The following is a 25,782-nucleotide window of genomic DNA, read 5'->3' as shown; positions in this document are numbered from 1 at the left end:
CTCCTCCACGATCTGGCGCTCCGCGACCTTCTCGGCGATCCTCGCCACCAGCACCGCTTTCCGGGAGAGCAGCAGGGACTCCTCGCGCTCCACTTCTGCGAGCGCGGCGAACAAATCCCTCACCGCCGAACCGGTTCCCACCGTGTCATTCATACGTTCGATTATACCCGAAAATACCAGGCAGAACAAGGAAAAACCACATGCTTGTGCACTGACTTATTGCAGTCTTGCGCAACGCTCGTGTGCCGACTTGTAACCGTCGGCCCTTCCCGGAAATCAGCGCAGGCTTCGAAATCAACGCCGACGGCGCCGGGTGGTCCACGACTCGTGCAAATGCGCGTCCCGGTAGCCCCGGCAGTAGTCCCAGCTCACATAGTCCCGAGGGTCCGGCTGGAACGGCGGCTCGTGCGGCGCGGTCGTGCCGGCACGCAGCAGCTGCTTGAGGTTCGACCGAAGCATGTCCCAATCGTGGTAGTGCTCCTCGTGGCACTCGTCACACAGAATCACCAAACCTCGGACGCCCCTGGGCCGCAACAGCTCCTCGAAGGCCTCAAGGTCGAGCAAGTCCTCCTCGATAGCCTCCCGCTCTTGCTCGTCGATCGGGGTCGGGACGTCGTCGTCCTCGAATCCTTCCCACCCCGAAGCGCCCAGCCCGTGGAACGGCAGGTCTCGGTCGAACGGATCGTGTGGCGAGTCTTCGTGCACAGTTACAACACTACCCTTTCTCGCACCGATTACCATGGCAAGCGTGAACACCGCACTGCCCGAAGCGACCAGGACCAGCCTGCCGGCGATTGAGGCACTAGCGCCGCCGACCGGCGGAGACGACCCGGCCAAGATCGCCATGCTCGGACTGACCTTCGACGACGTGCTTTTGCTGCCGTCCGAGTCCGACGTGATGCCCGCCGAGGCGGACACCTCAAGCCAGCTGACATCGAAAATCCGGCTGAAAGTGCCGCTCGTCAGCTCCGCGATGGACACGGTGACCGAGGCCCGGATGGCCATCGCCATGGCCCGAGCGGGCGGACTCGGCGTGCTGCACCGCAACCTCTCGATCGCCGAGCAGACGCAAGCGGTGGAGACAGTGAAACGCTCCGAGGCGGGCATGGTCACCGACCCCGTGACGTGCCGCCCCGACATGACCCTCGCCGAAGTGGACGCGCTGTGCGCCCGGTACCGGATCAGCGGCCTGCCGGTCGTCTCCGAGGACGGCCACCTCGTCGGCATCATCACCAACCGGGACATGCGCTTCGAGGTGGACCTCGACCGGACCGTCGCCGAAGTGATGACCAAGCAGCCGCTGGTCACCGCGCCGCAGGGGGTCACAGCGGCGGCAGCCCTCGGCATCCTGCGCAGGCACAAGATCGAGAAGCTGCCCGTCGTCTCGGGCGACGGCTCCCTCACCGGGCTCATCACGGTCAAAGACTTCGCGAAAACCGAGCAATACCCCAACGCCACCAAGGACGAGGACGGGCGGCTGCTCGTCGGCGCCGCCGTCGGCGTCGGCGACGAGGCGTGGGAGCGGGCCATGTCCCTCGCCGACGCGGGCGTGGACGTGCTCTTCGTCGACACCGCGCACGGGCACAGCCGGAAAGTGCTCGAAATGGTCTCGAAGCTCGTCGCCGAGCTGGGCGACCGCGTCGAGATCGTCGGCGGGAACGTCGCGACCCGCGAAGCCGCCGCAGCGCTCGTCGCCGCAGGAGCCAAAGCGGTGAAGGTCGGCGTCGGCCCCGGCTCCATCTGCACCACGCGCGTGGTCGCAGGCGTCGGCGCGCCGCAGATCACTGCGATCCTCGAAGCCGCCGCGGCCTGCCGGGCCGCAGGGGTCCCGGTGATCGCCGACGGCGGGCTGCAATCCTCCGGCGACATCGCCAAAGCCCTCGCCGCCGGAGCCTCCACGGTCATGGTCGGCTCCCTCCTCGCGGGCACCAGCGAGTCCCCCGGCGAAGTCATCTTCGTCGGCGGCAAGCAGTACAAGAGCTACCGGGGCATGGGCTCGCTCGGCGCCATGTCGAGCCGGGGCAAGGCCAAGTCCTACTCCCGCGACCGCTACTTCCAAGACGACGAGCTCGCCGAGGACAAGCTCGTTCCGGAAGGCGTCGAGGGCCGAGTGCCGTTCAAGGGCCCGCTGCCCAGCGTCATCCACCAGCTGACCGGCGGGCTGCGGGCCGCGATGGGCTACACCGGGGCGACCAGCATCGAACAGCTCCAGCAGGCGAAGTTCGTCCGGATCACCCCCGCAGGCCTTCGCGAGAGCCACCCGCACGACATCACGATGACTGCGGAAGCCCCGAACTACGCGCAAAGATAAGACACGCCCGGCCTGCGGGTAAACTGCTCGGCTATGGACCAACTCGTCGAGATCGGCAAGGGCCGAACAGCGCGCCGAACCTACCAGCTCGACGACATCAGCATCGTCCCTTCCCGCAGGACCCGCTCGTCAAAGCACGTGTCCACGTCGTGGCGGCTCGACGCCTACGCGTTCGATTTCCCGCTCGTCGCGCACCCCACGGACGCCGTCGTCTCCCCGTCGACCGCGGCCCAGCTCGGCAAGCTCGGCGGGCTCGGGGTGCTCAACGGCGAGGGCCTCTGGGCGCGCCACCAGGACGTGGAAAGCCTCTTGGCGCAGGTGGCCGAGGTCGCGGGCGGCGACGCGGACCCGCGCAAGGCCGTGCGGCTGCTCCAAGAGCTCCACAGCGCGCCGATCCGGCACGAGCTGCTGGCCGCCGCTGTGCGGACCGTCAAGGACTCCGGGGCCACCACCGCCGTGCGCGTCAGCCCGCAGCACGCGAGGGAGCTCACCCCCGTCCTGCTGGAGGCGGGGATCGACCTCCTGGTCATCCAAGGCACGATCATCTCCGCCGAGCACGTCACGCAGGACGCGGCGGAGCCGATCAACCTCAAGACGTTCATCGGGGAGCTCGACGTCCCCGTCATCGCGGGCGGGGTGAGCGACTACCGCACCGCGCTGCACCTCATGCGCACCGGGGCCGCGGGCGTGATCGTCGGCTACGGCTCCACCGAGGGCGTGACCACGAGCGAGGACGTCCTCGGCATCGGCGTGCCGATGGCGACCGCCATCGCGGACGCGGCCGCCGCGCGGCGCGACTACCTCGACGAGACCGGCGGGCGCTACGTCCACGTCATCGCGGACGGCGACATCATCAGCTCCGGCCAGCTCGCCAAGGCCATCGCCTGCGGGGCCGACGCGGCCATGCTCGGAGTCCCGTTCGCGGCGGCAGCCGAGGCGCCCGGGCAGGGCTGGTACTGGCCCTCCGCAGTGGCGCACCCCTCGGTGCCCCGAGGCGCGGTCGCTCCGGTCGACGTCGCGGAGGACGAGGACCGGCCCACCCTCGAACACGTCCTCTTCGGCCCCTCGGAAGACCCGTTCGGCACGACGAACCTGGTCGGCGGGCTGCGTCGCGCGATGGCCAAATCCGGCTACAGCGACATCAAGGAATTCCAGAAGGTCGGCCTCTCCGTCCGCGTTTGACAAAGGCCACCCTCATGTCAAGGCACATTGCCGGTTTGGTGTAATTTCGACAACACAGCCCCACATCGTTCCTTGTGCTTGAAAGCAGGCCACCAGCATGACCGCACTCGACTTCGACGTCCTCGTCATCGGTTCCGGATTCGGGGGCAGCGTCACCGCGCTGCGCCTCGCCGAGAAGGGCTACAGCGTGGCCGTCCTCGAAGCGGGCAGGCGGTTCACCGACGAGGAGCTCCCCAAGACCAACTGGAACGTGCGCAAGTTCCTGTGGGCCCCCAAGCTCGGCGCCTTCGGCATGCAGCGCATCCACTTCCTGCCCGACTGCACCGTGCTCGCGGGAGCGGGCGTTGGCGGCGGCTCGCTGAACTACGCCAACACCCTCTACATCCCGAACGACACCTTCTTCAACGACCCGCAATGGGCGCACATCACCGACTGGAAGTCCGAGCTGGCCCCGCATTACGCGCAGGCGCAGAAGATGCTCGGCGTCGTGACAAACCCCAAGCCGACGCATTCGGACCGGATCATGAAGGAAGTGGCCGAGGACATGGGCGTCGGCGACACCTTCGTCGCCACCCCGGTCGGGGTGTTCTTCGACAAACCCGGCGTCGCCGTCCCCGACCCCTTCTTCGGCGGCGCGGGCCCCGAGCGGACCGGCTGCACCGAATGCGGCTCCTGCATGACCGGCTGCCGGGTCGGCGCGAAGAACACTCTGGTCAAGAACTACCTCGCCCTCGCAGAAAAGGCAGGCGCGAAGGTCTTCCCCCTCACCGAGGTCCGCGAAGTGCGCCAGCTGCCGGACGGCTCCTGGGAAGTGCGCACCCGCCACCCCGGCGCCTGGTTCGGCAAGGGCAAGCAGGTCTTCACCGCGCGCAACGTCGTGGTCGCGGCGGGCACCTGGGGCTCGCAGCAACTGCTGCACAAGATGAAGGCCGAGGGCGTGCTGCCCAAGCTGTCCGACCGTCTCGGCCAGCTCACCCGGAGCAACTCCGAGTCCATCCTCGGCGCGGCCCGGCCCAAGGTGGACGAGGACGACAACCTCAGCCAGGGCGTCGCCATCACCTCCTCGTTCCACCCCGAGCCGAACACCCACATCGAGCCCGTCCGCTACGGCAGGGGCGCGAACGCGATGTTCGCGCTCGGCGCCCTGCTGACCGACGGCGACGGCAAGGGGCCGCGCTGGGCCACGTACCTTCGCGAGCTGATCCGCGACCCGAGGCCCCAGCTGATGGTGCTCAAGCTGCGCCGGATGAGCGAGCGGACGATCATCGTGCTCGTCATGCAGACCCTGGACAACTCGCTCACCACCTTCGTCAAGCGCGGCCTGTTCGGGCGTCTCAAACTCTCGTCCAAGCAGGGCCACGGCGAGCCCAACCCGACATGGATCCCCAAGGGCAACGAGGCCGCGCGGCGCATCGCCGAGAAGATCGGCGGCAGGCCCTTCGGCACGTGGCCCGACGTCTTCAACCTCACGATGACCGCGCACTTCATCGGCGGCGCGCCGATCTCGGACTCCTCGGAGAAGGGCGTCATCGACCCGTACCACCGCGCCTGGGGCTACCCGACCCTGTTCGTGACGGACGGGGCGGCGGTCTCCGCGAACCTCGGCGTGAACCCCTCGCTGTCGATCACCGCGCAGGCCGAGCGCGCCGCCTCCCTGTGGCCGAACAAGGGCGAGGCGGACCTGCGCCCCGCACAGGGCCAGCCCTACCAGCGCCTTGAGCCCGTCGCCCCGAAGAACCCGCAGGTGCCCGCCGGGGCCCCGGCGGCGCTGGGCTGGCCGAAGGTTCGCTCCTAGCGGCACAACCGGCCTCCGCGTTCTCGACGGTCGCGGGACGAGCCGCGTTCAAACGGAGACCATCCCCCGTTCATCGCCGTCTCCTACGCTCGGCGTGTGCGGGAGCTCATCGTCAGGGGCGGCGCTGTTGTCGCGGCGCTCGCGCTGCTCGCCGGATGCGGCTCCGAGAGCGCGTCGGACGACGCGGGCCCGCCACCCGACCCATATTTCTTCTCAGGCAGGCTCACCGGGAATATGCACGGGAGCGCCGCCATCCGCCTCGTCGACCGGGCGATCCGCCGTATCGACATCTGCGGGCTGGTCGACCCCGTCGCGATCTCGCGAGCCATCCCCGACCTGCGCGCATGGGGCTATTACAGCAACACAGCAGGCGAGCATTCCCGAGACTTCTCCAGTTGCAGGCTCTTCAGCTCTGCCGCAAAGCCCGGCGGCCCTGACGACGAAGACGACCTCTTCGTCGCCAAAAGAAGCGACATGCCCGACCTGGAAGACGCGAAGAAAGAGGGCGACTTGCTCGTCGCCGCGCCGACGAGCGAGTCGTGTCTCGCGGCAATCCCGCTCGATCTCTCCGACCAGCCCCAAGCGCCTGCCATTGATCCGGCGAACCAGGCGTATTTAGCGGTCGAGTCGTCCGACGCCTCGGACGACTGTGGACGGGCCCAGGCCATTGTCGTCGCGGCGAAAGCCGAATCGGAGCAGGGCCTCCCCCGCCGCGACAAGAGCAGCCCGAGCAGGCTCGCGCTCGCCAATCCTTGCGGCCTCGGGAGCTTCCAGCTGAGCCGACGGACCGTCGAACCCCGCAGGCGCGACGGACGGGCCCCGTCCTGCAGCTTCATCGACTTCCCCTCGGAGCACGAAATCCGCATCACGTTCGTGCTCGTCGCCCCGCGCGAGCAGGCCTCCTGGCCCGCGAGGGCCATCGACGGGATAGAGGTCCGCACAGCTCCTGCGAAGAACAAGCGGTCCGATTGCCGCGACGTCTACGCCATACTGCCCGGTCCACCGCTCGCACTGGCCCAGCTCGACGGCCGGGCCTCCCTCGACGACGAGGCGCGCGTCTCGGCGATTCGCGTCTCCGGGACCTCGGTCACGGCCCAATTCCACACCTGCGACGCGCTCGCGCGTATCGCAGCGTTCGCCGCGACACGGTCCCAGGCGTGACCGACCTCGCATCGGGGCGCGGTCCGGCCCGTTTTGGCACAATGGGGGCCATGCGCACCGTCCTGCTCCCCAAAGACGACAACCCGGCCTACTTCTACGGCGTGCTCACGGCCTCCGTGGTGCCAAGGCCCATCGCCTGGGTCTCCTCCCGCAGCGCGGCAGGGACGCCGAACCTGGCCCCGTACAGCTTTTTCACCGTCGTCAGCGGCATGCCCCCGGTGGTGCTGTTCAGCTCGAACGGCGAGAAGGACAGCCTGCGCAACATCCGCGAGACGAAGCAATTCGTCATCAACCTCGCGGCCGAGCCGCTTTTCGAGAAGATCAACGCCACCTCCGCGCCCTTCGACGCGGAGGTGAGCGAGTTCGAAGCGGTCGGCCTCACGGACGAGCCGAGCGAGCGGGTGGACGTGCCGCGCGTCTCACAGTCGCCGCTCGCCATCGAATGCTCGTTGCGCGAGATCATCCCGGTCGAGGGCAGCTTCCTCGTGCTCGGCGACGTGCTGTGCGTCTCGGCGGACCCCGATGTCCTCGCCGAAGACGGCCTGCCGTCCTTCCCCGACCTGGCGCCGCTGACCCGCCTCGGCCGCACGGAGTGGAGCTTTCCGGGCGAAGTGCGGGCCATCGACCGGCCCGCCGCTCCGTGAACGCCGTCGAAGCGGGGAGTGAACCTCTGACGAGGCCGCGCGGCTCTAGTACCGTGTTCGCATGACCGCCCAAGACCTCCCCGCGGAGTTGCGCAAAGCGCTGCTCGCCGTGGCCCGCACCCCACGGCTCCTGGTGGCCTGCGACTACGACGGCACGATGGCTCCGATCGTGCTGCGCCCGGAGGACGCGCGGCCCTTGCCGGAGGCGGCTCGGGCGCTGCGCTCCCTCGCCGAGCTGCCCGCGACCACCGGCGCGTTGATCTCTGGCCGGGCGCTGCGCGACTTGGCCACGCTCTCCCGCATGCCCGCCGAGGTGTACTTGGTCGGCAGCCACGGCTCCGAATTCGACATCGGCTTCGTCAACGCCATCGACGACGAGTCGCGCGCGCTGCTGGGCCGGGTCGTCGCCGAGTTCGAGCGGATCATCCACGAGGAGCAGCCGCAGGCCCGGATCGAGCGCAAGCCCGCCAGCGCCGCGTTCCACGTCCGGGGCATGGAGCCCGAGGCCGCGGAAGCCGCGCTGGAGTCGGTGCGCCAAGGCGCGGCGGCCTGGGAGGGCGTGAGCGTCACCGAGGGCAAAGCGGTGATCGAGCTGTCCGTCATCCACACCGACAAGGGCGAGGCGCTCGACATCCTGCGCCACCAGGTCGGCGCGACGGCCGCCGTGTTCCTCGGCGACGACGTCACCGACGAGCGGGCCTTCGTGCGGCTGCACGGCCCGGACGTCGGTGTGAAGGTCGGCGACGCGGCGACCGCCGCGAAATACCGGGTGAAAGACCCCGCAGACGTCGCCACCGCGCTCGCCTTCCTCAGCGAGGAGCGCAAGATCTGGCTGCGCGGCGACCACGCCAGCCCGATCGAGCGGCTCACCATGCTCGCGAGTCCGCGCACCGTCGGCCTCATCGCCCCGGACGCGACCGTGACGTGGCTGTGCCACCCGGAGCCGGACTCCGGCGCCGTGTTCGCGCACCTGCTGGGCGGAGCGGAAGCCGGACACTTCAGCGTCGGGCCCGCCCGGCCCTCGTTGCCGCTCTCGCAGCGCTACGTCGACGGCACGATGACCGTGCAGACCCGATGGGCCTCGCTGCAGGTCACCGACTACCTCGAACACGGGTCGCCGCAGGGCCGCACCGACTTGACCAGGGTCGTCGAGGGCTCCGCGAAAGCGGTCGTGCGCTTCGCGCCCCGCCCGGACTTCGGCAACGCCCGCATCTCGCTGCAGGTCGAGGAGGACGGGCTCCGGGTCCATGGCACCAACGACCCGATCGTGCTGCGCTCCCCCGGCGTCGTGTGGACGGTGGACGAGGACGGCCCGCAGCCGACCGCGCACGCGGAAGTGGACCCCTCGGCGGGCCCCGTGGTGCTCGAACTGCGCTGCGGCTCCGACGACCTCGGCCCGCACCCGGTCCCGGAGCCGCAGCGGCGGGACGAGGCGGAGCGGTACTGGCGGGACTGGGCTGCCAGCCTGAAGCTGCCGCCGGTGAAGCCCGACCTCATGAAACGCTCCGCCCTCACCCTGCGGGGCCTGGTGCACGCGGACAGCGGGGCGATCCTCGCCGCCGCGACGACGTCGCTGCCCGAAGAGATGGGCGGGGTCCGCAACTGGGACTACCGCTACTGCTGGCTGCGCGACGCCGCGATGACCGCGTCCGCGCTGGTCTCGCTCGGCTCCTTCGCCGAGGCCGAGGGGTACCTCGCCTGGCTGCACCGAGTCCTGGAGAGCGTCGTGTGCCCGGAGCGCCTGCACCCGCTGTACACCATCCAGGGCGGCCCGATCCCCGCCGAAGCGGTGATCGACACCCTGCCGGGGTACGCGGGCTCGCGGCCCGTCCGCATCGGGAACGCGGCGGACCACCAGGTCCAGCTCGACGTGTTCGGCCCCGTCGTGGAGCTCATCGCCGCGCTCGCCTCGGCGCGGACAGCGGCGGATCCCGGCCAGGAGTCGCTCACCGACGCGGAATGGGAGCTCGTCGTCGCGATGGTGTCCGCCGTCGAGAAACGCTGGCGCGAGCCCGACAACGGGATCTGGGAGATCCGGGGCAACCCCCGCCACCACGTGTACTCCAAGGTGATGTGCTGGGTGACGGTGGACCGGGCGATCGCGCTCGCCGAGCAGCACGGGCGCAAAGCGGCCCGCGAATGGCTGCTGCTGCGCAACCTGATCCGCGAAGAGGTGCTCCGCGAGGGCTGGAACGAGACCGCCAAGTCCTACACCGCGGCCTACGACGGCACGGACCTGGACGCGGCGACACTGCACATCGGGCTGTCGGGCCTCTTGGACCCGAAGGACGAGCGGTTCAAGGCGACGGTCGTCGCGACCGAGACCGAATTGCGCAGCGGCGCGACGGTGTACCGCTACCACCACGACGACGGGCTGCCCGGCGGCGAGGGCGGCTTCCACCTCTGCGCGGCCTGGCTGGTGGAGGCGTACCTGCTCGTGGGCAGGCGCGGGTCGGCCGAGGCGCTGTTCGACCAGCTGGTGCGCTCCGCAGGGCCGACCGGCCTGCTCAGCGAGGAGTACGACCCCGTCGCGGAGCGCGCGCTCGGCAACCACCCGCAGGCGTACTCGCATATCGGGCTGCTGCGGTGCGCGCAGCTGCTCAGCGAGCACTGAACCCGGCGCGGCAGGCTCAGCGCAGCTGCGCCGCCCAGGCGGCCGCGACGTCCCGGTTGACCGAGCACGGCGCCTGGTCGCCCTCGACCGCCACCACAGGCAGCCTGGTCTCGGACTCGTCCACCTCGCTCGCGTCCACCGTCCTCGGCAGCAGCGGGTCTTTCGCCATGAGGTAGACGGCGCAGTGCTGCTTGTCCGAGGAGGGCCGGTAGGACTTCGTCGCGGGGTCGAACGCGCCGCTGTACACCACCAGCATCGTGTCGCCGCGCTCCGTGGTCTGGGTCTCGGTGAGGTTCCACGAGTCGCTCTGCTGGTTCGCGAACGCCGCCGGGCGCAGTTGCGCGCTCAGCTTGACCAGCACGGGCTCGGCCTTGGCGCTCGGCCGAATCAAAAAGGCGCACCAATGCGTCCCGACATCCGCGTCCGACAGGCCCGCCACGCCAGCCGCTTTCCGCGCGGGAAGGCACGGATCCGCTTCGGCCACCCGTGCGACCGGGTCGGTCGGCGACCATTGCGGCGCGCCTTTCGACGACACCCGCGCGGCCGCCGAGGCAGCGACCGCATGCCCTCGGGCGCAGGGGTCGTCGCCCGACTCCTCCGGCGCGGTGATCTGGGCCTGGAAGTCGGCGAGGCGCTCCGGCGCCGCAGGCAGCTGCGCGACGCCGAGGTCGAAGGCGTACAAGCAGGTGCCGGGCTCGGCCGGGGCGTGCTGGCGCACCACGACCGACCCCACCGCGAACCGCGCCACCTCCCGCATGGTCGGCGGGTTCTGCGAGACCTTCACAGTCACCTCGGACGGCCCGTCCCCCTCGGCTCTGCCCCCTTCAAAAAAGAGCGAGCACGCGGAGAGGTCGCCGTCGACGCCGAACCGCTGGAAGGACGGGTCGGCGGCGACCAGCTTCACCGGATCCACCACACCGCACGGGTTGAGCCGCCGGTGCGCGCGCAGCACGAGCAGCTTGCGCCGCATCTTCACGTCGAGGGAGAGCCCGTAGTCGTCGAGCTTGCCGCCGAAGAAGTACTCAGAGACCTGGTCTTGCCCGTGCTCTTGTCCGGGGAGGGCCTGCTGGGCAGGACCAGCGCCACGGGCCAGCTGCTGCTGCGGACCAGCCGCGACGGCGAGCGAGCCGACCGCGACCACCGCCGCGCAGGCCGCAGCGACTCGCGCCGCAAGCTTCTTGCGGCGCGCCTGGGGCGGGGTCACAGCCGTACGTTCCGGAACTCCAAAAGCTTCGTGTCGAGCTCGTCCAGCTCACGGACGATGTTCCGTTGCGCGCTGACCCTTCGGGGCGCGGAAAGCCGCCGGGCGGTCGTCACCGCTTCGGAGAGCTCCTTCAGGCGCTCCTCGGCGTGGGCGCTGAACTCCTTGAGGGCCGCGTCGCCCGGCGACTTCGCGACGAGCGCGGCAGCGTCCGAGCGGGTCGACTCGATCCGCTCGGACAACGCCGCGAGCCGGTCCGCGCGGGACGGCTGCGGCGACGCGAGCTGCTGCGCCTTGTTCGCCTGGTAGTTGTCGTAGAGCTCGCGGGCCCCGGTCGCCGCGCGGTACGCGAGGGGCACCGCCACCGGGGTCAGCAGGCGCGCGACGGACAGCAGACGTTTGACCTTTTTCGTGGACAAGAGCCTGCCTTCTTGCGTCTTCGCGAGCTCCAGCTCGGCCAGCCGCACAGCGGCCTGGTCGTGGCGCTTCGAGGTCTTCGCGTGCAGTTGCGCGATCTTCTTGCTATGCGGGACGGTTTCGCCCACAGACTCGAGCGCCGATGCGAGGAGTCGTTCCACCCGCTCCGCGCGTGACTGCGCGCGGAGCGCGGCCCGTTTGCGTTTGTCGCCGAATATCGCCACCTGGGCCGACCTCCGTTGCTTTATTCCAGCTTGAAAACTTTCGCTGACCAGCTCAGCATACCGTGGGCCGACAGGGCGCGGCATGCGGATGGCGCCGACCGCCCCGCGCCGGTCCCGAGGCTAACGGCGGAGCAGGCCCGAGCCGCCGCCCGCGACGAGGCGGCTGCGTTCGCCCGTCAGGCCGACGGGGACGTCGCCGCCGAGGACGACGCGGCGCATGAGCCTGCGCTGGCCGCCGTAGTCGGACACGGCGTAGTGCTGCGTGGCGCGGTTGTCCCAGATCACGACGTCGCCCGGCTTCCAGTCCCATCGAATCGTCAGCTCGGGGCGGGTGATCCGGTTTTGGAACATCTGGATCAGCGCCCTCGACTCCGACTCGTCCACGCCGAGGACGCGCCGCGCGTAGACGCCGAGCAACAACGAAGGCTCGCCCGTCTCCGGATGCACTCGGACCACGGGATGCTCGGCCGCGATGGGGACGGCGGTCAGCTGGGCGTAGAACTGCGCGGTGTTCGGATGCTGCTCCGCCGCCGCGCGTTGCTCGGGGCTGAGGTCGGTGATGAACGCGGAGTTGTCGTGGACGGCCCAAAGACTGTCCGCGAGCTGGCGCAGCGGGCCCGGCAGCTGCTGATACGCGGCAGCCGTGTTCGCCCACAGCGTGGCGCCGCCGAAATCGGGAAGGTCGACCGCGCGCAGGATCGCGGCCTTCGGCGGCCGGTCGGCGAACGTGATGTCGGTGTGCCACCAATTCGCCTTGCCGCCGTACTCGCTGTCGATGGCCGAGACCTTGGCGGCGGGGTCGTGGAGATGCGCGCCAGCGGGGTCGCCGAGGCTCTGCGCGAAGGCGCTGTGGCCCTCGTCGTCGAGGCCGTGCTGCTCGCGGAAGAAGACCACCTTGTGCTCGAGCAGCGCCGCGTTGATCTCTGCGGTGGCCTGCGGGTCGAGACCGCCGCCGAGCCGGAAGCCGTCAATCCTGGCTCCGATGTGCTCGCCGAGTTTGACGACCCGTATGCCCATGCAGGCAACGATAGCCTCTTTCCGGCTTCGCGGGCGCGCGGAACCATACGGATGCCGCTGTCCATGCGGCTATTAGCGCACTGTGTTTCGCGCGATAGTCCCGACTGATCGAATGCCCAGGCCAGAGTTCGACACCGCCCCGCGTTATAATACCTAGAAGTACCCGAAGTTGCGGGAGCTAATCTATTGAGGGCAAGGACACCGGATGGCATTGCAAGCCGACCCCGCGCGGATCCGCGCGGTCGCGGCCCAGGAATCCTCCTGGGCCGACGAGTTGTGGAACGAGGTGGAGAAACTGTCCAAGAAGATGTCCGAGTTGACAGACTCCGGCTGGCTGGGGGCGGCGTCGCGCTCCCACGCGAGCGCCTGGGAGGAATGGACGGACGCGGCGAAACGAGTGGCCTCGGCATTGAGCGAGGACTCCACGCTGCTGCACGAGGCCGCGAACAGCTACACGACCGAGGACCAAGACCAGGCCGACCAGCTCGGCTCGTTCAATTTCTAGGAAGGCGGACATGTCAAGCTACAAGGCGGATCTGCAACAGATCCTCGAACTGGTCGAAGAGGCAGAGGCCACCGGGAAACGGGTCGACGAGCACCTCGCGTCGGTGGACCGCGAGGTCGCCTCGCTCGGCGTCCACTGGCACGGGGACGCGAAGGCCCAGCACGAGGCCAAGCACCAAGCCTGGATGAAAGGGGCCCGCGAGATGCGCGAGGCGCTGACAGAACTGAAGACGAACGTCAGCAACGCGCATGAAGTCTACTCCGGCAACATCGCCCACAACGTCGGGATGTGGCCGTGACCGCGCCGATCGCCGTCGACTGGAACGTGCTCTCCCGTGCCGCCGGGACCTACAGCACCGCGCACGACTCCGACAGCAAAGCGATCAGCGCCCTCGCCAGCACCCTTGACCAGGACTGGGGATGCGCCGGGAAGTGCGACATCGCCAAAAAGTTCACGAAGGATTACGACCCCGCCGCATCGGAGGCCGTCAAGGCGGGCGCGAACATCGCCAACGCCTACGGGAAGATGCACGACCTGCTCGCGCACACTGCGGTGAACCACCAGAACGCGGAGAGCGCGGCCAAGACGCCGCCCGGCGCGAGCGTCTCCGCGCCCGCGAACGTCGGCCACTACGCGACGCCCACGTTCCGAGGCGCCTACGGGCAGGGGATCGACGCCCCGACCGGATGGTCGATCGTCGCGCCCTTGCTCACCGGGCACGACTGGCCCGACGGCGATCCCGACAAGCTCCGCGCCCTCGGAACGGCGTGGCGGGCCGCCGCGAGCAGCCTGCGCGCCACCAGCACCGCCACATGCACGGCGGGCACAGAGATCTCCGAGCAAGAGTCCCCCGAAATCGACCAAGCGACGACACAAGTCGACCTCGTCTCGTTCAGCGTCGACGACACCGCCTCGCTGTACGAGAAGCTCGCGAGCGGCTGCGACCGCTTCGCGAAGGATGTCGAGGACACTCAGAACAAGATCCGCAGCGCCCTCAAGACCGTTGCCATCTGCGCAGGCATAGGCTTAGTCGTCGGCGGCATCGTCGGCATCGTCGCAGGCACCGTCGTCGAGCCGGGAGGCGGAACCGTGGCCGGTGGGATCGGCGGCGGCGCGGAAGGAGCCTCGCTCGGCGGCGGGGCGGTCGCCGCAGCAGCGGCGGCCGAGATCCTCCCGTTCCTCATCACGCTCGACGCGGCTGTCATCGCGGACAGTGCGATCATCGGCACTGTCGTCGGCGGCGCCATCGGCGGCGTCAGCCACGCGCTCGACGACCTCCTCAACTCCACCGCGACCGCCTACATGGCCACAGCCGCCGGGAGCAACCCACGCAGCGGCATGCACGAACCGAAACCAGCGCCGAAAACACTCGACGGTTTCCCGGACGCGAAGCCAGATAAGAAAAAAACACCTGTTCAGGGGGGCGGTTCTCTTCGCCCGCGATGGAAGGACGGGAAAGGTAAGATCTACGAATGGGACTCGAAGAAAGGCACGGTCGAGAGATACAGTAAGGACGGAAAAACTCACGAGGGCGAGTTCAATCCCAAAACTGGAGAGCGAGTGGGCAAGCCAGTTCCCGGCAGGACTGTGGAGAAATAGATGTGGTACCTCGAGGCATTTGACAAAACAACCGAGTCCCTAGCTTACGAATTCGCGCTTTCCTCCATCGCTGACGCGACGGTACGACGGATCCTCGGGCTCCCCGAAGACGATCCAGACATCTACTACGGCTACGACATTCCGAGCAGGAGCGCGCTCGAAGAGCTTGCCACGTATGCCGACGGAAAATTCTCGTTCGACGACGCCGTCGACTACCAGATCGGTTTCTACGACGAATAGACCCGCCCTCAGCCCGTACCCTCCACGAACCAGGAACAGATATGACCGACCCCGACGAGCAGGACCGGCAGCAGTTAGAGCACCTCTCAGAACTGCGGCGCAAAGCCACAGCCCTCCAAACAGCGATCGCCGCCCTCGATGTGCGCGCGTCCTCCGCGAAAGGCGAAGTCGGCGTGAACGTCGACGCCCAAGGCCGGGTGACGGACATCCGCCTATCCCCCCAAGCCCTCCAGCTCGGCGAGACCAGCCTCGCCAACCTCCTGCTCCAAACGATCCAAGAAGCGCGCGACACCGCATCACGACGCGCGCAAGAGATCGCGAAGCCCTTCACCTCCGACCCCGGCATCGCCGCCGCCCTCGACGCGGTCCGGGAACTCACCCAAAACACATAAGCGCCGGATCGAAGAAACATCGCGCCCGAACGAGCTCCGGGGCGGGCCGCAGAAGCGGCCCGCCCCGGAGAACAGGGTTCGAGAGAGCTCAGCGCGGAGCCATGCGGATGCTGCCGTCCATGCGGATGGTCTCGCCGTTGATGTAGTCGTGGCTGACGATGAACGCGGCGAGCGCGGCGTACTCGTCGGGCTTGCCGAGGCGCTGCGGGAAGACCACCGACTCGCCGAGGGTCTTCTTGAAGTCCTCCGTCACGCCCGCGAGCATCGGGGTCTCGATCGTCCCCGGCGCGATGGTGACCACACGGATCCCGCTGCGCGCGAGGTCGCGGGCGGCGCTGATGGTCAGGGCGTGCACCCCGCCCTTCGAGGCGGCGTACGCGGCCTGGCCGATCTGGCCCTCGAACGCGGCGACCGACGCGGTGTTGATGACCACGCCGCGCTGGCCGTCAGCGTCCACCGGCTCGTTCTTGGCGATCGACTGCGCCCCGAGCCGCAGCACGTTGAAGGTGCCGACGAGGTTGACCTCGATGACCTTGCGGAAGAGGTCCAGCGGGTGCGGGCCCTCCTTGCCGAGGATGCGGGCCGCCCAGCCGACGCCCGCGCAGTTCACCACCGCGCGCAGCGGCGGAGCGGAGCTTTCAATGGTCGAGATCGCCGCCTGTACGCTCGCCTCGTCGGTGACGTCGGCCTCCAACAGGCTCACGTTCTCCACGCGCTCGGCCTTGTCGATCGACGCTTTGAGGTCCAAACCGAAGACCTGCGCCCCCGCCTGCGCGAACTTGCGCGCCGTCGCCGCGCCGAGCCCGGAGGCCCCACCTGTCACCAGTACCGAAGCCCCAGCGATCTCCATATTTTTGCTCCTTCGTAGCTCACATTCGGGTTATCGATGTGAGCCTAGCAGCTCTCGATTTCTCCTCCGGAAGAGCCAGAACAAGGCGATCCCGCCGACGATCAGCACCGCGACCAGCGCCAGCGCCAGCGCGGGGGCGAACTGCCAGAGCCCGTCCGCGAGGAACCAGCCACCGAGCGCGAGGAACATCACGTTCGCCCACGCCATGAGCTTCCCGTACGGGATCCGCTTGGCGAGGCCAAGGCCCAAGACGATCGCGAGCGCGTCCGCGGCGACCATGCCCGCTGTCGAGCCGAGCCACACGCCGAGGAACGAGTGCCGAGCCCCGAGCGCGACCGTCGCGAACATCGTCTTGTCGCCCAGCTCCGCGAGGAGGAACGCGGAGACGACCGTGGCGATGGAAGCCAGCCTGCCAGGAGGGGCGGCGGAGATCTCCATAGCCCCCTCCCCCGCCGCGAACCGCTCCCGCAGCCCCCACAGGCCGCAGCCGATCAGCGCCGCGCCCGCGAACACCGTGGTGAGCCGGGGGTCGAGCGCGTCGCCGACATAGCGGCCCGCCCCGACCGAGACGAGGTGCACCACCCCCGAGGCCACGGTGATCCCGACGACGACCAGCCACGGGCGCATCCGCGTCGCGAAGAGCAATGCGAGCAGCTGCGACTTGTCCCCCAACTCGGCGAGGAACACCACGCCGAAGGAAAGGAGGAAAGCCTCAAGAATTTCTCGCACCCCAAAACTATAATGACGGGATTCGACAAATGCAACGCGCATTATGAATTCGGAATACGATAAAGCTAGAATTCGGCGAGCCGAAAAATATAATTCAAAGCCTCGTTGAAAAAATTGCCGCGATTCCGCCCAATGCTCTTCCCACCAGCCAGAATAAGAATTCTCCTAATGAATTCCCCCGAGCTGCGCGCACGAATTCTATTGTTGTGCGCACACCCTTCGCGCCGCGTCGGTCATCGCCGCGCCCGCGTCCCCCTTGCGCTGCCCGGCCGATTCGAACCGGGCTTTCAATTCTGCCGAAGGAGGATTCTCCTTGCTGTGCGGGAGGAGCTCCTCCACCGCGTCCGCGTACTGCCCGATGGCTTCCCCGTTCTCTTTCGTCGCCTCGGCGAGCTCCGGCGCGTCGGCGATGTTCCGCGCCGCCTCGCCGAACAGATCTCGCATCTGCCGCCACAGCGCCACTTGCCCACGGACGTTCGCCCGGACTTGCTCCGCCGAGCCCGCCTGGCCGTCGAGGCCCTTGACTTTGTCGTTGAGGTCCTCGAACCGCTTCGTCGCCAACGCCAGCACCAGGCAGCCCTGCGGAACATCGGGATCGGCCGACGCGACCTGGGCAGAACCGGCCACGGCGAACAACGCGGACAAAACGAGCGCGGCGCGGCGCGCGGCTCTCTTCGATCCAGGCATGCCCGTCCCTTCGCTCTCAGGCCGCTAAGAGCATAGCGAGCACGGCCGCGTCCGGGTCGTCGAGCGCCCGCTCCCCCGTCCTGCTGACGATCGAGGTGACCGAGCCGTCCCGGCCCGCCTCCACCCACGCCGCACGGTGCTCCAATCCCAGATGCGGCAAGCCCGGCAGCAGCAGACATCCCGAGGCCGCGCCCTCGCACTCCGGCAGCGACGGCGTGGTCTCCGACGGAGGATGCAGCAGCAGCAAGGCCGGGGGGCGCAGCTCGGCGAGGCTGCCAGGGACGAGCGCGCCGTTCCCGAGCAACGAGCCCTCGGCCACCAGGAGGCCCACCGCATTGGGGACCTCGGCCTCCTCGGGGCGCTCCTCCCGCGCCCCGAACACCGTGGTCGTCTGCAAGAGCCCCGGCACGCTCGCCATCTTGACCGCGATGGTCAGCAGGCGCAGCCATTCTTTCGTGTTCTCCGGCCACCGCCCGGAGACGAGGAACCCGCGCAGCGCGCCTTCTGCGGCGAATGCCGCGATCTCCACAGGGTCTTCCATCTGGGAATGATGCGGGAAACCCCGGCTAGCACACAAGGTCCCCTGAGTGCTAAACGCCGAAAGCCCTGGTCGGAGGCATCCGACCAGGGCTTTCGTGGCGTGTCGCGCGTGCGGTTACGCCTGCGCGAGCGCCTTCGCGAAGCGAGACTGGACGTCTTCCCAGTTGACGACGTTCCAGACGGCCTTGATGTAGTCGGCCTTCACGTTCTTGTACTGCAGGTAGAACGCGTGCTCCCACACGTCGACGCCGAGCAGCGGGACGATCCCGAGCGGGACGTTCGCCTGCTGGTCGTAAAGCTGGAAGGTCAGCAGCTTCTTGCCGATCGCGTCGTAGCCGAGCCACGCCCAGCCGGAGCCCTGCAGGCCGTTCGCGGCAGCCGAGAACTGGGCCTGGAACTTGTCGAACGAGCCGAACTGGTCGTCGATCGCCGAGGCGAGGTCGCCGACCGGCTTGTCGCCCCCGTTGGGGGACAAGTTCTTCCACCAGATGGAGTGGTTGGTGTGGCCGCCGAGGTGGAAGGCGAGGTTCTTCTCGTTCAAGAAGATCGCGGCGTGGTCGCCGGACTCGCGCGCGGCCTCCAGCTTCTCCAGCGCGGCGTTCGCGCCCGCGACATAGGCCGCGTGGTGCTTGGTGTGGTGGATCTCGTTGATCTGGCCGCTGATGTGCGGCTCAAGCGCGCTGTAGTCGTAGTCCAGATCCGGCAGGCTGTAGGTGGCCATGGTTGTGCTCCTCACTGAGTGACGTCGAGGTCGGACGAGAGCGCCCGTGGTTGGGCGCGCGGATCACCGCTCGTCCTGAACCAACTTAGCCCCACTCGCCGAGCGGCCCGGCAACCGAGGGTCGTACGAATTTTTTTCTTCGGCGAGCCGAATATCCCTGTGCCGAAATCGGCGTACGATATGCGCATGGGCCTCTTCTCCGATGCGCGGGCGCACGCGAAACTGACCGTGATCTCCCCCGAAGACGCCCTGCCGGGGAGCGCGTTCCCCGTGCTGCGCGGCGGGAAGAACTTCCTGGGCGGAGCGCCCCTCGACCCGCTCGCGCCTTCCGATCACGGCCCGCGCAATCCCGCTTGGCCCGAGGACGTCGTGACGGCGGTCTTCGGCGGCGGCTGCTTCTGGGGCTTCGAGAAGGCCTTCTGGTCCCTGCCAGGAGTGTTCACCACGGCGGTCGGCTACGCGGGCGGCACCACGGCGAACCCCGGCTACAAGCAGGTCTGCTCCGGCCGAACCGGCCACGCGGAGGTCGTGCTGGTCGCCTTCCACCCCGACCAGACCTCCTACCAGCAGCTCTTGGCCGTCTTCTGGGAGTCGCACGACCCCACCCAAGGCATGCGCCAGGGCGCCGACATCGGGACGCAGTACCGCTCCGCGATCCTGACCGCCACCCCCGAGCAGCAGAAACTCGCCGAGGAGAGCCGGGACGCGTACCAGCGCGAGCTCAGCAACGAGGGCTACGGACCGATCAGCACCGAGATCCGCCCGTTGGCAGCCCGGTCCGCGACGGACTCCGGCTTCTACCTCGCCGAGGAAGACCACCAGCAGTACCTCGCGAAGAACCCGTTCGGATACTGCGGGCACGGCGGCACCGGGGTGTCCTGCCCGATCGGGTTGGGACCAAAGGGCGCGTAACCCGCGACAAACCGCCCCGGCGGAATTACGATCATGGCGTGAGCGAGGGAGCGAGCGCGGGGAGATTTCCGGACCAGTTGAGGTTCAAGCGTTACCCGATCCCAGAAGGGGCTTCGCTTTCCGCCGTCCTCCCCTCATTAGCCCGCGCGCAGCTGTCTGGCGTTTATATCCTCACCTTCGCCGACGGCATGGAGTACGTGGGCCAGACCACGAAGCTCCTCGGACGGTTCTCGGACCATAAACGCCGCTGGGAAAAGGAAGCGAAGCTTCGACCGGAGCTATCCGGCGACATCGTCGAACTCAAATTCTCGCCATTGGACCTGGAGAAGACCGAGCTAGAGCGAATCGAACGACAGGTGATCGCCAAGCTCGAAGCACAAGGGGCCAAACTCCGCAACATAGCCCACGTCGGGCTCCCCTCGGACTCGTCCCGACTAGAAATCGTCATCGAGCCAGAAACGCTGCAGGCTTGGCTACGGGGCGAAAGAGACACACTGGACATAGGCGACAGGGGCGAACTTCCCCGAGGTCGCCATGAGCCCACCAGCAAATATCGTGAGCTCTCCGCACGGCCGGACTACCCCGAAATCCTTGCGGCTTTAGCCTCCTACGTGCGAAACAGCCTCATCTCCCCCCATCAAACCGAAGGAGTCTTCTGGGGGGTGACGAGCCTGCCGGACACGAACAAATCGAAATTCCACCAAAGACTGACCGCGATCTCAGTGAACAGCGTCGAAGCCTTCGTCCTGTACGAGGACCGGCTTCCTCCTGAAGTCCTCGCCGAAGAAGGCCTTCCCGTGGACGAGGAGTGGTGGGCCACGGGAGGCTTCTTCAACCTCTCACCAGACACGGCGATCCCCGAGGATCTATTGGAGTTCGCCGATCCAGACCCCAAGGGGTACCGCACATCCGGCCCGGTCAAACGACTCGAATACAGCGGCTCCCCTGCGGATGCCGCTGACGAATTCCTGTCCTCGCCCGCAGTGTCCGCAGGCTCTCGCAAATTTGCGATGGGCCTGCTGCTCAAGGGGAGGAGCATCCAAGCCAAATACCATGACTACAACCTCGCCGACGACATCTTCGCCTTGTTGCAAAAGCAGGAGGACGAGAAGAACGGATCAGCGCCGTAGCTGCGGCAAAACCTCGGCGGCGATGAGCTCGAGGTTGCCCTCGGCCACGCCCGGCTTCGGGGGGTTGCGGATGTAGAAGCGGTCGATCCCGAGCTCCCCGTACTGCCCGAGCCAGTCGACCGTCTGCGCCGGGGACCCCGCGAAATGCGCGGGCGGGAGCACGTCCAGTTTGTAGTTCGCCGGGTCCAGCCGCGCGCGGGCCTCGGCTTCGGTCCGCCCGACGCCGAGCTGCACGGAGACCGAGAACCGCATGCTGTCGGGGTCGCGGCCCGCCTCCTCGCACACCTCGCGGACCCGACCGCGCATCACGGCAGCGTCCGGCGCGGGAGACCATGGCAGGTTGAACTCGTGCGCGTGCAGCGCGGCGAGACGGGGAGTCTTGTTCAGGCCGATGCCGCCGAGGATGATCGGCGGCCCTTGGGCCTGCGCTGGTTTCGGGAGCCCTGGCGAGCCCCGCAGCCGCAGCCGCCTCCCCTCGTAGTCGAACCGCTCGCCGACCGGGACGGCCCAGAACTGCCGCAGCACGTCGAGCGTCTCGCCCAGCAGCTCGAACCGCTCGCCGAGCGGCGGGTACGGGATGCCGTACGCGGCGTGCTCCCCCTCCAGCCAGCCCGTCCCGAGGCCGAGCTCCACCCGGCCCCCGCTCATCGCGTCGACTTGGGCCACCGTGACCGCGAGCGGGCCGACATGCCGGAAAGTCGCCGCCGTGACCAGCGTGCCGAGGCGGAGCCGCGACGTCTCGCGCGCAAGCCCGGCGAGGGTCGTCCAGGCGTCCGTCGGCCCCGGCAGCCCGTCGCCCTCCCACGCGGTGTAGTGGTCCGAGACGAAGTACCCGTCGAACCCCAGCCCTTCCGCCTGGCGGGCGACCTGCGCGAGGTCTTCGTACGTCGCGCCGAAATTCGGGCCCACGAAGACGCAGAACTCCACGCCCGCATCGTAGCACAGGAGATTGTTTTTCTTAGAAAATTTGTTCTACCGAACGCCGGGGAGGTGCTGTATGCTGGCGGCATGTTGCGATTGCTCATCGCTATGCTGGGAGCCATGAGAGACATGGCTGGCGCAGTGGCGCGGACACCTGGCCCGCAGGTCTTCGACCCGAAGGCCCTTGAGAAGAAGCTGCCCTTCGGCGGCGGGCTGCTCGCACTGCGGAAGAAGTCCGGCGCGAAGACCGTCAGCGTCGTCCGGCTCGAAGGGGTCATCCGCCCCGGGGGCGGGCCGTTCGGGCGCGGAGCCCTGAACGCGCACAACCTGGAGACCCCGCTCGCCGACGCGTTCAGCGCCAGCGACGCGGTCGCCGTCGCGCTCGTGATCAACTCGCCGGGCGGCTCGCCCGCCCAATCCGCCCTCATCGGGGACCGGATCCGACAGCTCTCCGCCAAGCACGAGAAGCCCGTGCTCGCGTTCTGCGAGGACGTGGCCGCCTCCGGCGGCTACTGGCTGGCCTGCGCGGCGGACGAGATCTTCGTGTCCTCGGGCACTGTCATCGGCTCGATCGGCGTCGTGTCCTCCTCGTTCGGCCTCGCCGAGGCGATCGAGAAGCTCGGGCTGGAGCGCCGCGTGCACACCGCAGGGACGAACAAGTCCCGCTTGGACCCCTTCCTCCCGGAGAAGCCCGAAGACATCGCCTGGCTGGCCGAGATCCAGACCGACATCCACCAGGTGTTCATCGACTGGGTCAAAGAACGCCGTGGCCCGAAGCTCGTCGGAGCGGACAACGAGCTGTTCAACGCCGACGTGTGGATCGGCAAACGCGCCGTCGAGCTCGGTGTCGCGGACGCCGTCGGCAGCCTGCGCACCGTCCTTGCCGAGCGGTTCCCCGACGCGAAACCGCACGAGGTCAAGCCGAAGCAGCAGCTCCTGCAGCGCCTCGGCCTCGCGGCTTCGGTCGAAGACATCGCGCTGCGCGCCCTAGACGGGGCGGTGTCCGCCGTCGAGCGCCGCGCCATGTGGTCCCGGTTCGGGTTATGACCTTCCCTCCGCCGCCAGCAGGCCCCCCGTACCCGCAGCGTCCGCACCTGCCCGGGCTGTCGGGGCATTGGCCGAGCGCGGCGCAGCAAGTCCCCGCCGACAGGCCCCCCACGCGGCCGAGCCAGGGACCCAGCTCGCGCATCCCCGTCCTGCCTCCGGGCTACCGCTGGCACGCGTTCCGCCCGCCGAGCGCGGTCCCCCAACGGCCCCGGCCGCCGCGCCCGACCGCGCCGACCCCCCGGTACGCGTCGCCGCCGCGCTGGGGACTGGTCCAGCACTTCCCGCAAACACCGACCGGCTTCGCCCCCGGACAGGAAAAACCGACCCGCACGACTCTGATCGAGATCGCGCTGTACGCCCTCGTCTCATTCCTCGCGCTGTTCGCCTTCGCCGCAGCGTTGCGCTACGGGCTCGCCTTCTACGGCAGGGGACACCTCGTGCCCTGGCTGCTCGCCGGGGCCTCGGACGTCTTGCTGAGCTTCGCCTTCTGGTCCTCGGTCGTCATGGCCGTCGCGGCCGAGGCCGCGCTCGCCTGGTGGCTCTGGGTGGAGCGCGACCTCGCCTACACCGCGAACAACCGGACCGACCCCCGGCGCTGGTGGGAGATCCTGTTGCTCGCCCTGCTGCCGCTGGTCAACCTCGTCGCGCTCGGCGTGCTGCTCAAAGAGCTGCTTGCCGAGCATGTGCGCAGCGGCAGGCGCGACTGGCAACCAATGCTGAAGTCGTGGTGGATATGGTGGGCCTGCGGACATCTCGCGGTCCTCGGCTTCGCGCTTTGGAGCTTGGACCGATCTGTCCAAGCACGGACGGAGGCGCTCCTCCTCGGCGCCGTGCTCGGCCTCGTGCTCCTGTTCCTCGTCCTGAAGACCTACGCGCTGCTGGCCGAGATCGAGGCCAGCAAACACCCCCGCGCCATCGCCGAATCGGGCAAACCGGCGAGGTGGGTCGTCGCCGCCGAATCCTCGAACACGCCAGAGCCAGTCACAACGTGAGCCCGCCGCCAGAAGTCGTCGCGCACCGGGGCGCCTCCGCCGAGCGGCCCGAGCACACGTTGGCAGCGTACGAGCTCGCGATCGAACAGGGCGCGGACGGGCTCGAATGCGATGTCCGGCTCACCTCGGACGGCACGCTGGTCTGCGTGCACGACAGGACCACCGCCAGGACCAGCTCCGGCAGCCTCGTTGTGGGCGCGTCCACCTTCGAGCAGCTCGACCAGCTCGACTACGGGAGCTGGCACCAGCACGGCGAGCCCGCGAAGCTTCTGCGCCTCGACGCGCTCCTGGAGCTCGTCCGGTCGTACCCCTCGCGCGAGGTCGCCCTGTTCGTCGAGACCAAGCACCCGATCCGCCAGGGCGGCGGCCTCGAACGCGCCTTGGCGCAGGCATTGGCCGAACACGGCCTGCTGCGCTGCCCCGACCCGAGCCGTCCGCCCGTCGTGGTGATGTCGTTCTCCGCGCTCGCCGTGCGCAGGCTCTCCCAGCTCGCCCCCCACGTGCCACGGGTCTATTTGGCCGAGTCGACCCGCCAACTGCTCGGCTCCAGCGCGAGCTTCGCCGTAGCGGACATACTCGGCCCGTCGGTCAGGCTGCTGCGCGCCGCGCCAGATTTGGCCCAGCGGGCTTCCCAACGGGGCAAAACGGTGTATTGCTGGACCGTGGACGAGCCTTCGGACGTGGAGCTCTGCCGCGACCTCGGCGTTCGATGGATCGCGACGAACTGGCCGCAGCGCACCAAAGAGCTGCTCGCGCCGAAACCCCTCTAGGCGCTCCCGCCTCAGGCCGAGGGCCCGACGGTCACGACTGGCCGCACGCCGCCTTCAGCCCCGCGAGGGCGCCCGGAACCCGCTGCCCGTCGTCGAGCGCCGATTGCAGGTCCGGCGTAGAGCCTTGCTCGCTCGTGTCCAGGTCCTGCTTCACCCGGGCCAGAGAATCGTGCAATGCGGTCAGGGCGGACTCGACCGAGCCGCTCATCGGGTCGAGCACGAACTTCGGGTCGAACTTGCTCGTCGCATTCAGAAAACCGAGGAACGCGGTCAGCGCGTCGACGCTCGAATTGCTGCTATAGGACTTGCCACGCAATTTCTGCAAATCCTCAAGCGCCTCGTCGACAGCGTGGTAGTCCCTGCTGAACGCCGCGCACGCCTTCTTCGAGTCCTTTTTCCCGCCCTTGCCGTGGGCAAGTCCGCCGAAGCCCCCGCAGCCGATGACGGACAAGCCGAGAAGCGCCACTCCCGCCACCCCGAGCGGGGACTTCATCGCCACGGGGCTACAGGGCGCCGCCCGCCACCGGGGGGTGGTCGTCAGCGGTCTTGAGGTCGCTCAACTCGCGGGCGACCCACTCCTCGACGTCGAACCAGTTGTCCTTGGCGCGCTTCGCGATCCGGAGCAGCGTTGTCGCGATGGAGACCTCTTCGACCTGCTCTTTGAGGAACCAGTGGGTGAACTGCTCGCCGAGCGAGTCGTGCTCGTCCCTGGCCGTGCGGAAGAGCCGGTCCCACTGCTCGGTGACTTCCTTCTCGTTCGCGAGCAGCAGCTCGATCGGCTCGAGGAAGTTCTCGAAGTCGGACTTGACCGCCTGCACGCCGCCGAGCTCCACATGCACGTCGCGGTCGATGAGGTATTTCGCCGCGGCCAACGCGTGGTTGCGCTCCTCCAACGCCTGCCGATAAAAGAATTTCGCAAGCCGAGGCAAATCCAGATCGTCGTAATACACCGCAATGGCGACATACTGGTGCGACGAGGTGAATTCATTTCGAATCTGCTCGTTCAACAACGCGTTGAATTTCGACCGGGAGGTGTCGTGCTCGCTCATGTACACAAGCTTAGCGCAGGTCAACGGCCATGTCACCCAAGCTCAACCTAACTAAGGATAGCCTTTTCTGAAATAAGTCGAGCCTTATTTTGGCTAGCCTTATCGGAGAATTCGCCCCGCTTTTCCCACTTA

Annotated in this window: 28 protein-coding genes; 16 read left to right on the top strand and 12 right to left on the bottom strand. The window is 68.3% G+C overall.

All coding sequences use genetic code 11. The features are described 5' to 3' along the window. Positions 1-294 precede the first annotated feature (294 nt). Positions 295-741 (bottom strand): DUF5319 domain-containing protein, encoded by a 447-nt coding sequence (locus tag ACRC20_RS04390; RefSeq protein WP_438685126.1) that lies wholly within the window; start codon positions 739-741, stop codon positions 295-297. On the opposite strand from ACRC20_RS04390, the gene guaB reads away from it, so the two are divergent. The 6 genes from guaB (at position 740) to otsB (ending at position 9,707) form a co-directional block, all read left to right on the top strand. Next, entirely contained in the window at positions 740-2,311 is a 1,572-nt protein-coding gene (gene guaB / locus ACRC20_RS04385; protein WP_438685125.1) for an IMP dehydrogenase, read from the top strand. The genes ACRC20_RS04390 and guaB overlap by 2 nt on opposite strands. Positions 2,312-2,344: 33 nt before the next feature. Next, entirely contained in the window at positions 2,345-3,493 is a 1,149-nt protein-coding gene (locus ACRC20_RS04380; protein WP_438685124.1) for a GuaB3 family IMP dehydrogenase-related protein, read from the top strand. A gap of 97 nt (positions 3,494-3,590) precedes the next feature. Further along, positions 3,591-5,288 carry an FAD-dependent oxidoreductase gene (locus ACRC20_RS04375; RefSeq protein ID WP_438685123.1) on the top strand — a complete coding sequence of 566 codons (1,698 nt, stop codon included), beginning with the start codon at positions 3,591-3,593 and terminating at the stop codon, positions 5,286-5,288. A gap of 96 nt (positions 5,289-5,384) precedes the next feature. Continuing rightward, positions 5,385-6,449: a hypothetical protein gene (locus tag ACRC20_RS04370; protein ID WP_438685122.1), complete on the top strand. Its 1,065-nt coding sequence runs from the start codon at positions 5,385-5,387 to the stop codon at positions 6,447-6,449. Positions 6,450-6,499: 50 nt separating this feature from the next. Continuing rightward, complete coding sequence (locus tag ACRC20_RS04365; protein WP_438685121.1) at positions 6,500-7,093, top strand: flavin reductase family protein; 594 nt, start codon at positions 6,500-6,502, stop codon at positions 7,091-7,093. Between the two features lie 61 nt (positions 7,094-7,154). Continuing rightward, entirely contained in the window at positions 7,155-9,707 is a 2,553-nt protein-coding gene (gene otsB / locus ACRC20_RS04360) for a trehalose-phosphatase (protein ID WP_438685120.1), read from the top strand. Between the two features lie 16 nt (positions 9,708-9,723). On the opposite strand, the gene ACRC20_RS04355 is transcribed toward otsB, so the two are convergent. The 3 genes from ACRC20_RS04355 to ACRC20_RS04345 form a co-directional block, all read right to left on the bottom strand. Beyond that, complete coding sequence (locus tag ACRC20_RS04355) at positions 9,724-10,911, bottom strand: hypothetical protein (protein ID WP_438685119.1); 1,188 nt, start codon at positions 10,909-10,911, stop codon at positions 9,724-9,726. Next, on the bottom strand, positions 10,908-11,549 hold the full coding sequence (locus ACRC20_RS04350; protein WP_438685118.1) for a DUF6474 family protein: 642 nt from the start codon (positions 11,547-11,549) through the stop codon (positions 10,908-10,910). The genes ACRC20_RS04355 and ACRC20_RS04350 overlap by 4 nt, the downstream gene beginning before the upstream one ends. Before the next feature lie 120 nt (positions 11,550-11,669). Further along, a complete protein-coding gene (locus ACRC20_RS04345; protein ID WP_438685117.1) occupies positions 11,670-12,566 on the bottom strand; it encodes a TauD/TfdA dioxygenase family protein in 897 nt (298 codons plus the stop codon). Positions 12,567-12,771: 205 nt separating this feature from the next. Between ACRC20_RS04345 and ACRC20_RS04340 the strand changes: the two genes are divergently transcribed. Genes ACRC20_RS04340 through ACRC20_RS04320 form a run of 5 tightly spaced genes read left to right on the top strand, consistent with a single transcriptional unit; the run spans position 12,772 to position 15,302 of the window. Further along, positions 12,772-13,071, top strand: coding sequence for a WXG100 family type VII secretion target (locus tag ACRC20_RS04340; RefSeq protein WP_438685116.1), 300 nt, complete (start codon positions 12,772-12,774; stop codon positions 13,069-13,071). A gap of 10 nt (positions 13,072-13,081) precedes the next feature. Then, complete coding sequence (locus ACRC20_RS04335) at positions 13,082-13,369, top strand: WXG100 family type VII secretion target (protein ID WP_438685115.1); 288 nt, start codon at positions 13,082-13,084, stop codon at positions 13,367-13,369. Continuing rightward, positions 13,366-14,670, top strand: a complete 1,305-nt coding sequence (locus ACRC20_RS04330; protein ID WP_438685114.1) for a colicin E3/pyocin S6 family cytotoxin — start codon at positions 13,366-13,368, stop codon at positions 14,668-14,670. The genes ACRC20_RS04335 and ACRC20_RS04330 overlap by 4 nt, the downstream gene beginning before the upstream one ends. Beyond that, positions 14,671-14,910, top strand: a complete 240-nt coding sequence (locus ACRC20_RS04325; RefSeq protein ID WP_438685113.1) for a DUF7683 domain-containing protein — start codon at positions 14,671-14,673, stop codon at positions 14,908-14,910. Positions 14,911-14,951: 41 nt separating this feature from the next. Then, a complete protein-coding gene (locus ACRC20_RS04320; RefSeq protein WP_438685112.1) occupies positions 14,952-15,302 on the top strand; it encodes a YbaB/EbfC family nucleoid-associated protein in 351 nt (116 codons plus the stop codon). An 88-nt stretch (positions 15,303-15,390) separates the two neighbouring features. On the opposite strand, the gene ACRC20_RS04315 is transcribed toward ACRC20_RS04320, so the two are convergent. From ACRC20_RS04315 to ACRC20_RS04295, 5 genes are all read right to left on the bottom strand, one after another. After that, positions 15,391-16,152, bottom strand: coding sequence for an SDR family NAD(P)-dependent oxidoreductase (locus ACRC20_RS04315; protein WP_438685111.1), 762 nt, complete (start codon positions 16,150-16,152; stop codon positions 15,391-15,393). Between the two features lie 30 nt (positions 16,153-16,182). Further along, positions 16,183-16,881: a TMEM165/GDT1 family protein gene (locus ACRC20_RS04310; protein WP_438685110.1), complete on the bottom strand. Its 699-nt coding sequence runs from the start codon at positions 16,879-16,881 to the stop codon at positions 16,183-16,185. A gap of 198 nt (positions 16,882-17,079) precedes the next feature. Then, on the bottom strand, positions 17,080-17,568 hold the full coding sequence (locus tag ACRC20_RS04305) for a hypothetical protein (RefSeq protein ID WP_438685109.1): 489 nt from the start codon (positions 17,566-17,568) through the stop codon (positions 17,080-17,082). Between the two features lie 16 nt (positions 17,569-17,584). Further along, a complete protein-coding gene (locus ACRC20_RS04300; protein ID WP_438685108.1) occupies positions 17,585-18,109 on the bottom strand; it encodes a peptidase in 525 nt (174 codons plus the stop codon). 114 nt (positions 18,110-18,223) lie between these two features. Further along, the gene (locus tag ACRC20_RS04295) at positions 18,224-18,829 is read right to left on the bottom strand and encodes a superoxide dismutase (protein WP_007472187.1); all 606 of its coding nucleotides are present in this window, start codon (positions 18,827-18,829) and stop codon (positions 18,224-18,226) included. A 186-nt stretch (positions 18,830-19,015) separates the two neighbouring features. Here ACRC20_RS04295 and msrA point away from each other — a divergent pair, with 186 nt between their 5' ends. Next, a complete protein-coding gene (msrA, locus tag ACRC20_RS04290) occupies positions 19,016-19,741 on the top strand; it encodes a peptide-methionine (S)-S-oxide reductase MsrA (protein WP_438685107.1) in 726 nt (241 codons plus the stop codon). Between the two features lie 38 nt (positions 19,742-19,779). Continuing rightward, positions 19,780-20,871 (top strand): GIY-YIG nuclease family protein, encoded by a 1,092-nt coding sequence (locus tag ACRC20_RS04285; protein WP_438685106.1) that lies wholly within the window; start codon positions 19,780-19,782, stop codon positions 20,869-20,871. On the opposite strand, the gene ACRC20_RS04280 is transcribed toward ACRC20_RS04285, so the two are convergent. Further along, complete coding sequence (locus tag ACRC20_RS04280) at positions 20,860-21,798, bottom strand: TIGR03560 family F420-dependent LLM class oxidoreductase (protein ID WP_438685105.1); 939 nt, start codon at positions 21,796-21,798, stop codon at positions 20,860-20,862. The genes ACRC20_RS04285 and ACRC20_RS04280 overlap by 12 nt on opposite strands. Before the next feature lie 114 nt (positions 21,799-21,912). Between ACRC20_RS04280 and ACRC20_RS04275 the strand changes: the two genes are divergently transcribed. The 3 genes from ACRC20_RS04275 to ACRC20_RS04265 are packed head-to-tail and all read left to right on the top strand — an operon-like array spanning position 21,913 to position 24,601. Continuing rightward, positions 21,913-22,839 carry a S49 family peptidase gene (locus ACRC20_RS04275; RefSeq protein WP_438685104.1) on the top strand — a complete coding sequence of 309 codons (927 nt, stop codon included), beginning with the start codon at positions 21,913-21,915 and terminating at the stop codon, positions 22,837-22,839. Beyond that, positions 22,836-23,831, top strand: a complete 996-nt coding sequence (locus tag ACRC20_RS04270; protein ID WP_438685103.1) for a DUF4328 domain-containing protein — start codon at positions 22,836-22,838, stop codon at positions 23,829-23,831. The genes ACRC20_RS04275 and ACRC20_RS04270 overlap by 4 nt, the downstream gene beginning before the upstream one ends. Beyond that, positions 23,828-24,601 (top strand): glycerophosphodiester phosphodiesterase, encoded by a 774-nt coding sequence (locus tag ACRC20_RS04265; protein WP_438685102.1) that lies wholly within the window; start codon positions 23,828-23,830, stop codon positions 24,599-24,601. The genes ACRC20_RS04270 and ACRC20_RS04265 overlap by 4 nt, the downstream gene beginning before the upstream one ends. Before the next feature lie 31 nt (positions 24,602-24,632). Here the strand turns inward: ACRC20_RS04265 and ACRC20_RS04260 are convergent, their stop codons facing one another. Together ACRC20_RS04260 and ACRC20_RS04255 are read right to left on the bottom strand one after the other, a co-directional pair. Next, entirely contained in the window at positions 24,633-25,094 is a 462-nt protein-coding gene (locus tag ACRC20_RS04260) for a hypothetical protein (protein ID WP_438685101.1), read from the bottom strand. 10 nt (positions 25,095-25,104) lie between these two features. Continuing rightward, entirely contained in the window at positions 25,105-25,650 is a 546-nt protein-coding gene (locus tag ACRC20_RS04255) for a ferritin (protein ID WP_438685100.1), read from the bottom strand. Between the last annotated feature and the right edge of the window lie 132 nt (positions 25,651-25,782).

The organism is Segniliparus sp., from assembly GCF_051660745.1.
In the GTDB taxonomy this organism is placed as follows: domain Bacteria; phylum Actinomycetota; class Actinomycetes; order Mycobacteriales; family Mycobacteriaceae; genus Segniliparus.
The sequence above is the reverse complement of the archived record's forward strand: the minus strand, read 5'-3'. Positions and strand labels throughout refer to the sequence as shown.

What these genes read in the sequence shown, in the direction of transcription:
- ACRC20_RS04335 (WP_438685115.1), top strand. Translation starts at nt 13,082, where the DNA reads ATGTCAAGCTACAAGGCGGATCTGCAACAGATCCTCGAACTGGTCGAA.
- ACRC20_RS04345 (WP_438685117.1), bottom strand. Translation starts at nt 12,566, where the DNA reads ATGGGCATACGGGTCGTCAAACTCGGCGAGCACATCGGAGCCAGGATT.
- ACRC20_RS04305 (WP_438685109.1), bottom strand. Translation starts at nt 17,568, where the DNA reads ATGCCTGGATCGAAGAGAGCCGCGCGCCGCGCCGCGCTCGTTTTGTCC.
- ACRC20_RS04365 (WP_438685121.1), top strand. Translation starts at nt 6,500, where the DNA reads ATGCGCACCGTCCTGCTCCCCAAAGACGACAACCCGGCCTACTTCTAC.
- ACRC20_RS04375 (WP_438685123.1), top strand. Translation starts at nt 3,591, where the DNA reads ATGACCGCACTCGACTTCGACGTCCTCGTCATCGGTTCCGGATTCGGG.
- ACRC20_RS04260 (WP_438685101.1), bottom strand. Translation starts at nt 25,094, where the DNA reads ATGAAGTCCCCGCTCGGGGTGGCGGGAGTGGCGCTTCTCGGCTTGTCC.
- ACRC20_RS04255 (WP_438685100.1), bottom strand. Translation starts at nt 25,650, where the DNA reads ATGAGCGAGCACGACACCTCCCGGTCGAAATTCAACGCGTTGTTGAAC.
- ACRC20_RS04325 (WP_438685113.1), top strand. Translation starts at nt 14,671, where the DNA reads ATGTGGTACCTCGAGGCATTTGACAAAACAACCGAGTCCCTAGCTTAC.
- ACRC20_RS04320 (WP_438685112.1), top strand. Translation starts at nt 14,952, where the DNA reads ATGACCGACCCCGACGAGCAGGACCGGCAGCAGTTAGAGCACCTCTCA.
- ACRC20_RS04270 (WP_438685103.1), top strand. Translation starts at nt 22,836, where the DNA reads ATGACCTTCCCTCCGCCGCCAGCAGGCCCCCCGTACCCGCAGCGTCCG.
- guaB (WP_438685125.1), top strand. Translation starts at nt 740, where the DNA reads ATGGCAAGCGTGAACACCGCACTGCCCGAAGCGACCAGGACCAGCCTG.
- ACRC20_RS04315 (WP_438685111.1), bottom strand. Translation starts at nt 16,152, where the DNA reads ATGGAGATCGCTGGGGCTTCGGTACTGGTGACAGGTGGGGCCTCCGGG.
- ACRC20_RS04390 (WP_438685126.1), bottom strand. Translation starts at nt 741, where the DNA reads ATGGTAATCGGTGCGAGAAAGGGTAGTGTTGTAACTGTGCACGAAGAC.
- msrA (WP_438685107.1), top strand. Translation starts at nt 19,016, where the DNA reads ATGGGCCTCTTCTCCGATGCGCGGGCGCACGCGAAACTGACCGTGATC.
- ACRC20_RS04295 (WP_007472187.1), bottom strand. Translation starts at nt 18,829, where the DNA reads ATGGCCACCTACAGCCTGCCGGATCTGGACTACGACTACAGCGCGCTT.
- ACRC20_RS04300 (WP_438685108.1), bottom strand. Translation starts at nt 18,109, where the DNA reads ATGGAAGACCCTGTGGAGATCGCGGCATTCGCCGCAGAAGGCGCGCTG.
- otsB (WP_438685120.1), top strand. Translation starts at nt 7,155, where the DNA reads ATGACCGCCCAAGACCTCCCCGCGGAGTTGCGCAAAGCGCTGCTCGCC.
- ACRC20_RS04275 (WP_438685104.1), top strand. Translation starts at nt 21,913, where the DNA reads ATGAGAGACATGGCTGGCGCAGTGGCGCGGACACCTGGCCCGCAGGTC.
- ACRC20_RS04340 (WP_438685116.1), top strand. Translation starts at nt 12,772, where the DNA reads ATGGCATTGCAAGCCGACCCCGCGCGGATCCGCGCGGTCGCGGCCCAG.
- ACRC20_RS04380 (WP_438685124.1), top strand. Translation starts at nt 2,345, where the DNA reads ATGGACCAACTCGTCGAGATCGGCAAGGGCCGAACAGCGCGCCGAACC.